The 11,844-nt window shown below is 62.2% G+C and carries 12 protein-coding genes; 10 read left to right on the top strand and 2 right to left on the bottom strand.

The annotated features are described in order from the left end of the window. The first annotated feature begins 70 nt into the window (after nucleotides 1–70). Entirely contained in the window at nucleotides 71–706 is a 636-nt protein-coding gene (locus tag HB676_RS12940; RefSeq protein WP_213738264.1) for a DUF1275 family protein, read from the top strand. Nucleotides 707–728: 22 nt separating this feature from the next. Here HB676_RS12940 and HB676_RS12935 read toward each other — a convergent pair whose 3' ends face one another. Next, complete coding sequence (locus tag HB676_RS12935; protein WP_213738177.1) at nucleotides 729–1,577, bottom strand: LysR substrate-binding domain-containing protein; 849 nt, start codon at nucleotides 1,575–1,577, stop codon at nucleotides 729–731. Between the two features lie 108 nt (nucleotides 1,578–1,685). On the opposite strand from HB676_RS12935, the gene HB676_RS12930 reads away from it, so the two are divergent. From HB676_RS12930 to HB676_RS12915, 4 genes are all read left to right on the top strand, one after another. Further along, nucleotides 1,686–2,696, top strand: a complete 1,011-nt coding sequence (locus HB676_RS12930) for a bile acid:sodium symporter family protein (protein ID WP_213738176.1) — start codon at nucleotides 1,686–1,688, stop codon at nucleotides 2,694–2,696. 141 nt (nucleotides 2,697–2,837) lie between these two features. Beyond that, nucleotides 2,838–3,680, top strand: coding sequence for a shikimate dehydrogenase (locus tag HB676_RS12925; RefSeq protein WP_213738175.1), 843 nt, complete (start codon nucleotides 2,838–2,840; stop codon nucleotides 3,678–3,680). 123 nt (nucleotides 3,681–3,803) lie between these two features. Beyond that, nucleotides 3,804–4,376: a hypothetical protein gene (locus tag HB676_RS12920; RefSeq protein WP_213738263.1), complete on the top strand. Its 573-nt coding sequence runs from the start codon at nucleotides 3,804–3,806 to the stop codon at nucleotides 4,374–4,376. A 94-nt stretch (nucleotides 4,377–4,470) separates the two neighbouring features. Continuing rightward, complete coding sequence (locus HB676_RS12915; protein ID WP_213738174.1) at nucleotides 4,471–5,097, top strand: hypothetical protein; 627 nt, start codon at nucleotides 4,471–4,473, stop codon at nucleotides 5,095–5,097. 214 nt (nucleotides 5,098–5,311) lie between these two features. Here the strand turns inward: HB676_RS12915 and HB676_RS12910 are convergent, their stop codons facing one another. Continuing rightward, nucleotides 5,312–6,448 (bottom strand): alpha-hydroxy acid oxidase, encoded by a 1,137-nt coding sequence (locus HB676_RS12910; protein ID WP_213738173.1) that lies wholly within the window; start codon nucleotides 6,446–6,448, stop codon nucleotides 5,312–5,314. A gap of 119 nt (nucleotides 6,449–6,567) precedes the next feature. On the opposite strand from HB676_RS12910, the gene HB676_RS12905 reads away from it, so the two are divergent. From HB676_RS12905 to HB676_RS12885, 5 genes are all read left to right on the top strand, one after another. Beyond that, nucleotides 6,568–6,744, top strand: coding sequence for a hypothetical protein (locus tag HB676_RS12905; protein WP_213738172.1), 177 nt, complete (start codon nucleotides 6,568–6,570; stop codon nucleotides 6,742–6,744). 208 nt (nucleotides 6,745–6,952) lie between these two features. Then, on the top strand, nucleotides 6,953–8,299 hold the full coding sequence (gene glmM / locus HB676_RS12900) for a phosphoglucosamine mutase (RefSeq protein ID WP_213738171.1): 1,347 nt from the start codon (nucleotides 6,953–6,955) through the stop codon (nucleotides 8,297–8,299). A gap of 131 nt (nucleotides 8,300–8,430) precedes the next feature. After that, complete coding sequence (locus HB676_RS12895; RefSeq protein ID WP_249780208.1) at nucleotides 8,431–9,699, top strand: MFS transporter; 1,269 nt, start codon at nucleotides 8,431–8,433, stop codon at nucleotides 9,697–9,699. Nucleotides 9,700–9,960: 261 nt separating this feature from the next. Further along, nucleotides 9,961–10,818, top strand: coding sequence for an outer membrane beta-barrel protein (locus HB676_RS12890; RefSeq protein WP_213738170.1), 858 nt, complete (start codon nucleotides 9,961–9,963; stop codon nucleotides 10,816–10,818). Nucleotides 10,819–11,029: 211 nt separating this feature from the next. After that, nucleotides 11,030–11,842, top strand: coding sequence for an outer membrane beta-barrel protein (locus tag HB676_RS12885; RefSeq protein ID WP_213738169.1), 813 nt, complete (start codon nucleotides 11,030–11,032; stop codon nucleotides 11,840–11,842). Nucleotides 11,843–11,844 lie beyond the last annotated feature (2 nt).

Raw genomic sequence — 11,844 nt, 5'->3', positions numbered from 1 at the left:
ATCGGTCGCCCACTTCCCAATCCCGCCGCTTTCATGAACACTGTCGCCCGTCACGGCGATGGGGCCTATGATTCTTGCTTCGAGACGCAACCTTGCGCTGGCTTGTGCGCTGAGTGCGCTGGCCGGCTATGTCGACGGCATCGGCTACCTGCATCTCGGCGGGCTGTTCGTCTCCTTCATGAGCGGCAATTCGACGAGACTGGGTGTCAGCCTCGCCGAGCGGGGCTGGTCGAATGCGGCCGAGGCATTGGGCCTGATCGCGTTGTTTGTGGCCGGCGCGGCCTGCGGCAGCCTGATCGTGCTTGGCCGCGGCGCCAATCGGCAGCCCTGGGTGCTGCTGGTGGAGGCGGCGCTGCTCGCGGCGGCCGCGCTTTGCTATGCATCGGGTTTCTCGAATGTCGCGATCGCCGCGATCGTGCTGGCGATGGGCCTCGAGAACGCGGTGTTCCAGATCGATGGCGGCGCCGGCCTCGGCCTCACTTATGTCACCGGCGCGCTGGTGAAAGTCGGCCAATTGCTGGCGGCGGCGCTGACCGGTGGCGCACGCTGGGGGTGGCTGCCCAATCTTCTGCTGTGGGCCGCGCTGGTGGCGGGTTCGGTGTGCGGCGCGATGGCCTATCACTGGCTCAATCTCGCCGCGGTCTGGTTTGCCGCAGCCTTCGCGCTGGCGCTGAGCGGGATCGTTGCCGCGAGCATTCACCTGTAGAGCGTTTCAGACGAACAAGCTGTTACACCCGAATGCCGCTTGCGAGGATTGCGTCCGCCAGTTCGGCGGCGGGCCCGCTTAAGGTTTTGCCGGTGCCGAGCAGAACGAACTCGACGGTGCCGAGATCTGGCAGTCCGTGACCGCCCGGAATCTCGGCAAGGCCCGTCGGGATCAGGTCCGCGGCGAAAATCGTGACGCCTAATCCGGCGAGCGCCGCGGCTCGCAGCCCGCTCAAACTGCCGCTCGCGCACACGATGCGCCAGGGACGGCCGCACCGCTCAAGTGCTGCGAGAACGATTTCGCGGGTTATGCTGGGCGGTGAATAGAGGATCAGCGGTACCGGCATGGATGGATCGAGGCGCGGAAGGTCACCGGACACCCAGGCCAACCGATCGCGCCAGACAACGCGTCCGCGATCCTCTCCCGGACGACGTTTGCCGCAGACGAGGTCGAGCTCTCCGCGCCCTAGTTTCTCGTTGAGTTCTCCGCTCAGGCCAACCGTGAGCTCGAATTCGACCAGTGGATGCGTGCGAACAAACTCCCGCAACACTTCCGGCAGAAGCGACGTCACGAAATCCTCCGATGCGCCGAACCGCAGCCGGCCGCGCAGCTCGGAGCCCGCGAAATAGCGTGCCGCCCGTTCGTTCGCTGCCAGGATACCCCGGGCGAACTCGATCATGGCTTCCCCGTCAGCCGTCATTGTTACCGAATGGGTATCGCGGACGAAGAGCCGGCGTCCCGTCTCGTCCTCAAGCTTGCGGATGTGCTGGCTGACCGTCGACTGACGCAAGCCGAGGCGCTCGGCGGCCCGGGTGAAACTCCGGGTCTGGGCGATCGCCAGGAAGGTCTGAAGCAGGACGGGATCCAGCATGGCCCTATTATCACGATGGACGATTACAGTAATAGATGTATGCGGTATTTACAATGACCGGCATGCGCCGATATTCGTGGGGACGATCACCTCCCAACGAGGCTTGAAATGATTTTGGTCCGCGCCGTCTGGTCACGCATCGACAAGTTCCTCGCGGCGATCTTGCTGACGGTTGCTTTCGCCGCCGTACTGCCGGCTCGCGGCCATGCGGCTGAGGCCGTCGGCTGGCTGACGGATGCCGCCATCGTGCTGTTATTTTTCCTGCACGGGGCGAAGCTTTCGCCGCAAGACTCGCTGCTTGGCGCGCGGCACTGGCGGCTGCACGCGACGGTGTTCCTGAGCACGTTCGCGCTGTTTCCGTTGCTCGGAATTTCCGCGCACTTCCTGGCCCCGGATTTCCTCCCCGGGCCGTTATGGGCCGGGGTGATTTTGCTCACCGCGCTGCCCTCGACGGTGCAGGCCTCGGTCGTTTTCACGTCCGTGGCAGGCGGCAACGTGCCGGCCGCGATGTTCAGCGCGACCGCCTCTAGCCTGCTCGGCGTGTTCCTGACGCCCCTGATCGCCGGCTTCCTGCTCAGCCGCCACGGCCTCGACATTTCCGCGCACTCTATTGTTGCTATCCTGGTGCAGTTGCTGCTGCCTTTTGTCGCCGGTCAGTTGTTGCGACCGTGGATCGGCGCCTATCTCACGCGCCATCCGCGCGCGATCAAGAGCGTGGATTACGGATCGATCCTGCTCATCGTCTACATGGCTTTCAGCCGGGGCGTCGTGGACGGTATCTGGCATCAGATCGATGCCGGAGATCTGTTCAGGGTCGCGCTCCTCGATGTCGCGCTGCTCGCGGCCGTCATGACCATCCTGATTTTTGCGAGCAGGCAGCTCGGATTTTCGCGTGCCGATGAAATCACCATCGTTTTCTGCGGATCGAAGAAAAGCCTCGTCAACGGCATCCCGATCGCAACGTTGCTGTTTACCGGGCATGTGGGGCTCGTGGTCATCCCGTTGATGCTGTTCCACCAGATCCAGCTCATGGTCTGCGCGTCGCTCGCGCGGTACTACGCAGCGCGCCGGATCGCGGCGAGTGAGCCGCATGCAGGTCTTTCTGTAACGCCGGTCTGAGCGTTGCGGAATCCGCCGGATGTGAAGCCTTTTCGGTTTCATTCCATCGAAACAAGAGCCCCGAGCATTGACAGTGAACGCGGTCTGTCGGATTTGAGCAGGACGGCGCCCTGCTGACCCGGCGCCGCGACGGGATCGGCGATGACAACCACCACCAAACCGCGCGCCGCCTGCCTGATCGGATGGCCGGCCGCGCATTCGCGTTCGCCGCTGATCCATCATTACTGGCTGCGGACGCTCGAGATCGAGGGCGGTTACAATATCGAGGCGGTGCCGCCCGAGGGCTTTGCCGAATTCGTGCTGCATCTATCGACGCACGGTTTCGTCGGCGCCAATGTCACTCTTCCGCACAAGGAACGCGCGCTGGCGCTGTCGGTGCCCGATGCGCGCGCCCGCGCCGTCGGTGCCGCCAATACGCTGTGGTACGAGGGCGATGAACTGCGCTCGACCAACACCGACATCGAAGGCTTCATCAATAATCTCGACGTCTGCGCGCCGGGGTGGGACGCCATCGAAGACGCGCTGGTGTTAGGGGCCGGCGGATCGTCGCGCGCGGTGGTGTTCGGACTGGTCGAACGCGGCGTCAAGCGCGTGCATCTGGCGAACCGGACTATCGATCGCGCGCGGGCGCTGGCCGATCAGTTCGGCGCCAATGTTCATCCCGTCGCGTGGGATGCGATCGACGATGTGTTGCCGCGCGCCGGACTATTGGTCAACACGACGTCGCTCGGCATGCGCGGCCAGCCCGCGCTGGAGATTGATATCGCCCGGCTGCCATCGCAGGCAATCGTCGCCGACCTGGTTTATGTCCCGCTGGAAACATCGCTGCTGGCAGCGGCGCGCGAGCGCGGGCTGAGGACCGCTGACGGGCTCGGCATGTTGCTGCACCAGGCTGTGCGCGGGTTTGAATTGTGGTTCGGGCTGCGTCCCGAGGTAACTCCGGCGCTTCGCGCGCTGGTCGAGGCCGATCTCACAAAGGATTGAACGCGGAGATCGTGGGAGGTCCCCGCATCCCTGCTAGGGATGGTGACCGGAGGACGCGTCATGAAATCCTATCGTTTTGCCAAATCCTATCGTTTTGCGTTGCCGCTGGCCGCGCTCACGCTGATGTCGGCGATGCCCCTTGCGATCGCCCAGCAGCCGCCGACGCCGTCCCGGGTTCGCGGCACCGTTGAGGCCGTCGACGGCGATGTGCTGTCGGTCAAGTCGCGTAGCGGCGAGGACGTCAAGTTGCGGATGTCCGACGATATGATGGTGGTGGGGATCATCAAGATCTCACTGGCCGATATCAAGCTCGGCTCGTTCATCGGCGCTACTACGGTGCCCGGACCGGACGGCAGTCAGAATGCAGTTGAAGTGCACGTCTTTCCGGAAAACATGCGCGGCACCGGCGAGGGAACGCGGCCCTACGATCTGCGGCCCAACAGCACCATGACCAACGCCACGGTGGCCCAGACTGTCGCAGGAAATGACGGTCAGAACCTGACCATCAAATACAAGGACGGCGAGAAGAAAATCGTGGTCTCGCCCGACACGCCTGTTGTGACTTATGTTCCCGCCGACAAAACCGAATTGAAGCCTGGCGCCAAGGTGATCGCCTTTGTGAAGAAGCTGCCGGACGGGATGTTCGAAACCAACCGCATCAGCGTCGGCAAGGATGGGCTGACGCCGCCGATGTAACAATCTCCTCCTGCGTTTCGTAACGAGCAGGAGAGCCACCCACGGGCGTCAGCCCTGGATTGGCCGCTCAACCAAAACCATTGAGGAAGAAATCATGCCGAAACTATCTTCGTTCGTGCCGCGTGTGCTTGCTTCGCTCGCGCTTGTGACTGTGTTGAGCTCGGCCGCGTGGGCCCAGCAGCCTCCGACGGTCCGCATTCGCGGCACCATCGAGAGCGTCGATGGCGCGGTGCTGACGGTCAAGTCGCGCGAAGGCACGGACATGAAGGTTCGCGTCACCAGCGACGTGACGGTGATCGGCGTCGCCAAGTCCGCGATGGCCGACATCAAGCCGGGATCGTATATCGGCGTGTCGGCAATGCCGGAACCCGACGGCACCCAGAAGGCGCTTGCCGTCCATATTTTCCCCGAAGCCCAGCGCGGCGCGGCCGAAGGTTTCCGGCCTTGGGATCTTCGCGCCGGCAGCACCATGACCAATGCAACTGTCGCGCAGACCGTCGAGGGTACCGACGGGCAGAACATTCTGGTTCGTTACAAGGACGGCGAAAAGAAAGTCGTGGTGCCGCCGGAAACCCCGATCGTCGCGTTCGTGTCGGGTGACAAGTCCGAATTGAAGGCGGGCGCCAAGATCATCATCTTCGGCGCGGTGAAAAAGGAAGATGGCGTGCTGGAAGCCAACCGCGTCGGCGTCGGCCGCGACGGCATTGCACCGCCGATGTGATGTTGTTTCCCCTCTTCCCTTGTGGGAGAGGGTGGCCATAGGCGGCCTTCAGTCGCCGTTCTTGGTAAAACGCCGATGCAAAGCATCGGCTACGGCGAAGCAGCGCGGACGGGTGAGGGGTTCTTTCCGCGGATGCAGACCCCTCATCCGCCTTCGCTCCGCTACGGCACCTTTTCCCACAAGGGGAGAAGGAAGTAAGGAAGTCCCGGCGAATTCAAACCGCGATCACGTGGTCGTCGATCTCGGCGATGGTGTTGACGCCGCACAGTCCCATCGTCGTGCTGAGTTCCTTGGCGATCAGTTCGATCGCCTTGCTGACGCCGGGGCCGCCATACGCGCCGAGGCCGTGAATATAGGCCCGTCCGATCATGCAGGATTTGGCGCCGAGCGCGAGCGCGCGCATCACGTCCTGACCGGAGCGGATGCCGCCGTCGAACAACACTTCCATCTTGGAGCCGACGGCATCGACAATCTCCGGCAGCACTTCGACCGATGATGGCGCGCCGTCGAGCTGGCGGCCGCCATGGTTGGAAACCACCAGCGCCTGCGCGCCGGTCTTCACCGCTTCCTCGGCGTCCTCGACATCGAGAATCCCCTTGAGGATCAGCTTGCCCGGCCAGATGCTGCGGATCCACTCGACATCCTTCCAGTTCAGCGTGGTGTCGAACTGCGTGGCGATCCAGGTTCCGAGCGCGGTGATGTCGTCGGTGCCCTTGAGATGGCCGACCAGGTTGCCGAAGGTGCGGCGCTTGCCGCGCAGCACGCCGGACACCCAGGCCGGCTTGGTGGCGAAATCGACAAACTTCGACAGCGTCCATTCCGGCGGCACCGTCATGCCGTTCTTGATATCGGCATGGCGCTGCCCGATCACCTGCAGATCGACGGTCAATACCAGCGCGCTGCATTTGGCGGCGATCGCGCGCTCGATCAGCGCCTTGATGAAGCCGCGATCCTTCATGACGTAGAGCTGGAACCAGAACGGCTTGTCGACATTGGCGGCGACATCCTCGATCGAACAGATCGACATCGTGCTCAGCGTATAGGGAATGCCCGCGGCCTGCGCGGCGCGGCAGGCGTGAATTTCACCGTCCCCGAATTGCATTCCGGTCAGGCCGACCGGCGCCAGGATCAGCGGCAGCGCGGCGGGTTCGCCGAGGATGGTGGTCGACAGATCGCGCTTCGATACATCGACCAGGATGCGCTGGCGGAACTTGATCGCCTGCAGATCGTCGACATTGGCGCGCAGCGTGTCCTCGGAATAGGAACCGCGGTCGCAGTAGTCGAAAAATGCCTTGGGCACCTTTCGCATATGGCGCTGGCGCAGATCTTCGATGCAAGTGATGTGTTTCATTGACGTTCCAAACCCTGTTGCCTTCTTGTATTCACGGTGTTGGCTGTTCATCTAGCATGCTTGAGCCTGCTGCAAAATCGCTTCACGCCAGCAGGCCGCCAACCCGAAAGGATGTTGCCATGACCGGACCGCGATCCAAGGCCCAGGATTCTAAAGAGGCCAAAGACGCCGACAAGCGCCGGCTCGACGAGGCCCTGGAGGAGGGGCTGGAGGAAACCTTTCCCGGTTCGGACCCGGTGAACGTCACCCAGCCGGCGCCCTCGAAAGCCGATCATTACGTCAAGCGCCGGGATTGATGGGCGCTTCCAGGAGAGGCCTTTCGCGGAATAATTCCTATGATAACAATTGGTTAGGTGCTGATCCAGGGGCCGGCCGATGGAAATGATTCATCATATTTTTTGAAGCCATTTTAGCGTCGAAGGCCGTATAACCCCTGCAGGACAGGATAATTGGGCGTTCGGGGCCTCTCTGGTTCGAGAATCCCGTGTCGCTGTTGGGGGTTATATGAGCCGCAAATATTTCGGTACCGACGGGATTCGGGGGCGCGCCAACGGTCTGATCACGCCCGAACTGGCGCTCAAGGTGGGGCAGGCGGCCGGCCTGGTGTTTCAGCGCGGCGATCATCGCCACCGTGTCGTGATCGGCAAGGATACGCGGCTTTCCGGCTACATGATCGAATACGCGATGGTGGCCGGCTTTACCTCGGTCGGTATGGATGTGCTGTTGCTCGGCCCGATGCCGACGCCGGCGGTGGCGATGCTGACCAAGTCGATGCGCGCCGATCTCGGCGTGATGATTTCGGCCTCGCATAATCTGTTCGAGGACAATGGCATCAAGCTGTTCGGCCCACAGGGCTTCAAACTGTCCGACGATGTCGAAATGCAGATCGAGCAACTGCTCGACGAATCCCTCGACCGCCGCCTGTCGCAGAGCGCCAGCCTCGGCCGCGCCCGCCGTATCGACGGCGTGCACGACCGCTACATCGAATTCGCCAAGCGCACGCTGCCGCGCGATCTCAGCCTCGACGGCCTGCGCGTGGTGATCGATTGCGCCAACGGCGCGGCCTACAGGGTGGTGCCGGAAGCGCTGTGGGAACTGGGCGCCGACGTGATTTCGATCGGCGTCGAGCCCGATGGCTTCAACATCAACAAGGAATGCGGATCGACCTCGCCGGAAGCGCTGAGCCGCAAGGTGCGCGAAATGCGCGCCGACATCGGCATCGCGCTCGATGGCGACGCCGACCGGGTCATCCTGGTCGATGAACGCGGGCATGTGGTCGACGGCGACCAACTGCTTGCGGTAATCGCGCAGAGCTGGAAGGAAGACGGCCGTCTCTCCAAGCCCGGCATCGTCGCGACCGTGATGTCGAATCTGGGATTGGAGCGTTTTCTCGAGGGCCAGGGCATCGAACTTGTGCGCACGCCGGTCGGCGATCGCTATGTGCTCGAACAGATGCTGAGCCGCGGCTACAATCTCGGCGGCGAGCCCTCGGGGCATATCATCCTGTCGGATTACGCCACCACGGGCGACGGCTTTGTCGCCGCGCTGCAGGTGCTGGCGGTGGTGCAGAAACTGCGCCGTCCGGTGTCGGAAGTCTGTCACCGCTTCGACCCGTTGCCGCAGATCCTGAAAAATGTGCGCTACCGCAGCGGCAAGCCACTCGATGACGCCGATGTCAAATCGGCGATCGTCGACGGTGAAAAGCGGCTCAACGGCCATGGCCGGCTGCTGGTGCGCTCCTCCGGAACCGAGCCCGTGATCCGCGTGATGGGCGAGGGCGATGACCGTATCCTGGTCGAGGAAGTGGTCGATCACATCGTCTCCGCGCTTGGCCACGCCGCGGCAGCCTGACGGCTTTGTTCCGCCCCCCGTGGGGCGCTGATCGCATCGCAGCCATTATCTAATGGTGGTGGTCGCCGTGGCGCGGCCATCGTAGGAAACGCCTATTGAGCGTTTTTACGAATCTCTTTGGGAATTTTGCCTTGAACAAGCCTGTCGTCGTCTCCGGAGAAACGCTGGTCGCGCCGGTTGTCGTGCCCGACGTGTCGGCGGCTTCCGTGACGCCTTCTTTGGCGAAGATGGCGGCGGGGCCGGCCTATGTCGTGCTCGCCGGCATCAGCTTTTCGCATTTTCTCAACGACACCATGCAGTCGCTGATCGCCTCGGTGTATCCGATCCTCAAGGACAATTACGCGCTCGACTTCACGCAGATCGGGTTGATCACGCTGGCGTTCCAGTTCACGGCGTCGCTGTTGCAGCCGGTGGTCGGACATTTCACCGACAAGAAAGCGCAACCGTTCTCGCTCGCGATCGGCATGGGATTTACGTTCTTCGGCCTGCTGCTGCTCAGCATCGCTCATCAATATACGATCATCCTGATCGCCGCGTCGCTGGTGGGCCTGGGTTCGGCGGTGTTCCATCCGGAGTCGGCGCGTATTGCGCGGCTGGCCTCGGGCGGCCGATTCGGTTTCGCGCAATCGGTGTTTCAACTGGGCGGCAGCGCGGGAACATCGATGGGTCCGCTGCTGGCGGCCATGATCGTGGTGCCGTTCGGCCAGCCCAGCATCGCCTGGTTCTCGACGATCGCGTTTCTGGCGATCGTGATCCTGTGGCGGATCGGGCTGTGGTACAAGCCGCAGATCACGACGAGGAAAGCGGCCGCGGTTAACCTGCATCCGGATGCGTTGAGCAAGCGCCAGGTCACGATCGCGCTCACCGTGCTGGTGGCGCTGTTGTTCTCCAAGCAACTCTACGTCTCGAGCCTGTCGAGTTATTACATTTTCTATTTGATCGACCGGTTCGGCGTCTCGACCCAGACGGCGCAGATCTATCTTTTCATCTTTCTTGCCTCGAATGCGGTCGGGGCGTTCTTCGGCGGTCCGCTGGGCGACCGCTTCGGCCGCAAGATCGTGATCTGGTTTTCGATCCTGGGCGCGCTGCCGTTCACGCTGGCGTTGCCCTATGCCGGGCTCTATGCGAGCGCGGTGCTGACGGTATTCATCGGCGTGATCATTTCCTCGACGACATCCTCGATCATCGTATTCGCGCAGGAACTGGTGCCGCACCGGTTCGGCATGATTTCCGGCGTGTTCTTCGGCGTCGCGTTCGGCATCGGCGGGCTCGGCGCGGCCGTGCTCGGCAAGCTCGCGGATCATACCAGCATCACTTTTGTCTATCAGGTCTGCGCGTTCCTGCCCGCGATTGGATTGCTCGCGGTGTTCCTGCCGAAGATGTCCAATTCATCGCATTGAAGTCAGCGAATTAAAGTCGGTGCATTGACGCGGCGCGGAATCCCCAAGGGGATTCTCTCATCAACACATTGTTAGGAATTATGGCGCGGTCGCCATTTTCCGGCGGCCGACTTTGCCGGCAAAAAAAACACCGCGCATGAAACAGATTATCAACCTTAAAAATTAGGGTTAAGCGCCGCTTAAACATTTGGTGGCATCGTCCCGCCGTGAGTTTTTGGATGTGAGGCCTCCGTTGTCTCACCGGGCAAAAGGACGAAGCCAATGCGTAGCGTTAAGTATCTGATGGCCGCCGGAGCGGCATCCCTGTTGTCGTCGGCGGCGCTTGCGGCCGACATGCCTTCCATCATGCCGGCGCCGCAGCCGTATTATGCACCGCCGCCGGCGCAGGACTTTGGCGGCTGGTATCTGCGCGGCGATATCGGCATGACCAACACCAGCGGCAAGCTGTTTGCTCCCGGCTATAACGACGCATCGACCGTCTCCTTTCAGCAGGTTGGCCACGAGTTCACCGGCGGCACCTCATACGGTCTCGGCGTCGGCTATCAGTTCAACGGCTGGTTCCGTGCCGATATCACCGGCGAATATCGTTCGCGGGTCAACTTCAGCGGCAATGACTTCGTTGTCGTCAACGGCCTGAACGGCGTTCCCGGCAATTCTCCGCTCGGCGACACCTATAATGGCGGCTATTCGAGCTGGGTCGGCTTGGTCAACGCCTATGCCGATCTCGGCACGTGGTGGTGCATCACGCCGTTCGTCGGCGCCGGTGTCGGTTTCGCGTACAACAAGACCACCGGTCTGTCGGACATGGCGACGTTCCCGGCGAACAATCTCAGCACCAGCCTGTATCAGGCGCAGGGGGCATCGAAGACCGACCTCGCCTGGGCGCTCCATGCGGGTCTGGCTTACAAGGTCAACAGCAACTTCACCATCGAACTGGCGTATCGCTACCTCGATCTCGGCTCCGCCGTCACCGGCGGCGGTTCGACCTTCGCCGGCACCACCAGCCTGCGGCCGTTCCAGTTCAACAACCTGACCTCGCAGGATGTGAAGCTCGGCGTGCGCTGGACCTGCTGCGAAGTAGAGCCGGCCGCTCCCCCGCCGCTGATCCGCAAGGGCTGATCGCTTCCTGACTTGTTAATGTTTGCTAACGGCGCGGGATCCTCCCGCGCCGTTTTGCTGTGCGCGGCCGCGCGAACTTGAGAGGCGATTTACGAAAACAGATTTCGGTTTTCCGCTGCGATCATCCCGTTCGGCGCGCCGCGACAACGATTGGTTAAGGTTAACGAGCCATGATCAACGCCAGTTAAAGGTGTTCGACGGGAGCGTTGCGATGCGTAGACTTTTGCTGGCGGCGATGATGTTCGGAGCGGCGAGCGGCGCGCAAGCGGCCGACATGCCGGATTTCCTGCGTGGCTCGGTCGGTGCACCCGTGACGCAAAACTGGCGCGGCTTTTATATCGGCGCCCAGGGCGGCTACGGTTCATCTGACGAGAATTTCAATGGCGGCGGCCCCGCGAACATGGTTGCGGCCTTGATTGCGGACGACGTCATCCAGCAGATGGGGGTAGCGCAGTGGAATCTTCAACTCGGCAAGCAGTCCCAACGTTCGTCAGGATACGGGGCCTTCGCCGGATATAACTGGCAGTGGGATGAGGTCGTTGCCGGCCTCGAAATGTCCTATTTGCATGGTGCATTCGGCGGCTCGGCCAGCGCTACCGCGGGTCCTCTCGTCGGTGGCCCGTTGTCCGACACTTTCTATCATGCAGTTTCGGTGAACTCGACGTCTGCGATCGCGATTACGGACATGGCGACGTTTCGTGCGCGTGCGGGTTACGCCTGGGGCTGCTTCCTGCCTTATATGTTCGGCGGGTTCGCCCTCGGTAATGCTAATATCTCGAGTTCTGTCACGGTCAATGACGCCGTCAGTACTACGCCGCTTGGCCAATTTACCCAGCTAATGTCGGTGTCTGCCGACAATGCCGTGCATAATCACCTGATCTATGGCTACACGGCGGGTATCGGCTTCGACTACAATCTGATCGGCGGTCTCTTCCTGCGCGGGGAGTGGGAATATATCCGCTTCACGTCCTCGGTGGACACCAGCATCAACACCGTACGCGCCGGCCTCGGCTACAAGTTCTGATC

Origin of the sequence: Bradyrhizobium sp. dw_411 (assembly GCF_018449695.1) — a bacterium.
Taxonomy (GTDB): Bacteria; Pseudomonadota; Alphaproteobacteria; order Rhizobiales; family Xanthobacteraceae; genus Bradyrhizobium.
Note: the sequence above shows the minus strand (reverse complement) of the source record. Positions and strands in the feature narration are given on the sequence as shown.

Bases quoted from the DNA above. Each gene is read 5' to 3' on its own strand.
- HB676_RS12935 (WP_213738177.1), bottom strand. From the start codon at position 1,577: ATGCTGGATCCCGTCCTGCTTCAGACCTTCCTGGCGATCGCCCAGACC.
- HB676_RS12930 (WP_213738176.1), top strand. From the start codon at position 1,686: ATGATTTTGGTCCGCGCCGTCTGGTCACGCATCGACAAGTTCCTCGCG.
- HB676_RS12925 (WP_213738175.1), top strand. From the start codon at position 2,838: ATGACAACCACCACCAAACCGCGCGCCGCCTGCCTGATCGGATGGCCG.
- HB676_RS12920 (WP_213738263.1), top strand. From the start codon at position 3,804: ATGTCGGCGATGCCCCTTGCGATCGCCCAGCAGCCGCCGACGCCGTCC.
- HB676_RS12915 (WP_213738174.1), top strand. From the start codon at position 4,471: ATGCCGAAACTATCTTCGTTCGTGCCGCGTGTGCTTGCTTCGCTCGCG.
- HB676_RS12910 (WP_213738173.1), bottom strand. From the start codon at position 6,448: ATGAAACACATCACTTGCATCGAAGATCTGCGCCAGCGCCATATGCGA.
- HB676_RS12905 (WP_213738172.1), top strand. From the start codon at position 6,568: ATGACCGGACCGCGATCCAAGGCCCAGGATTCTAAAGAGGCCAAAGAC.
- glmM (WP_213738171.1), top strand. From the start codon at position 6,953: ATGAGCCGCAAATATTTCGGTACCGACGGGATTCGGGGGCGCGCCAAC.
- HB676_RS12890 (WP_213738170.1), top strand. From the start codon at position 9,961: ATGCGTAGCGTTAAGTATCTGATGGCCGCCGGAGCGGCATCCCTGTTG.
- HB676_RS12885 (WP_213738169.1), top strand. From the start codon at position 11,030: ATGCGTAGACTTTTGCTGGCGGCGATGATGTTCGGAGCGGCGAGCGGC.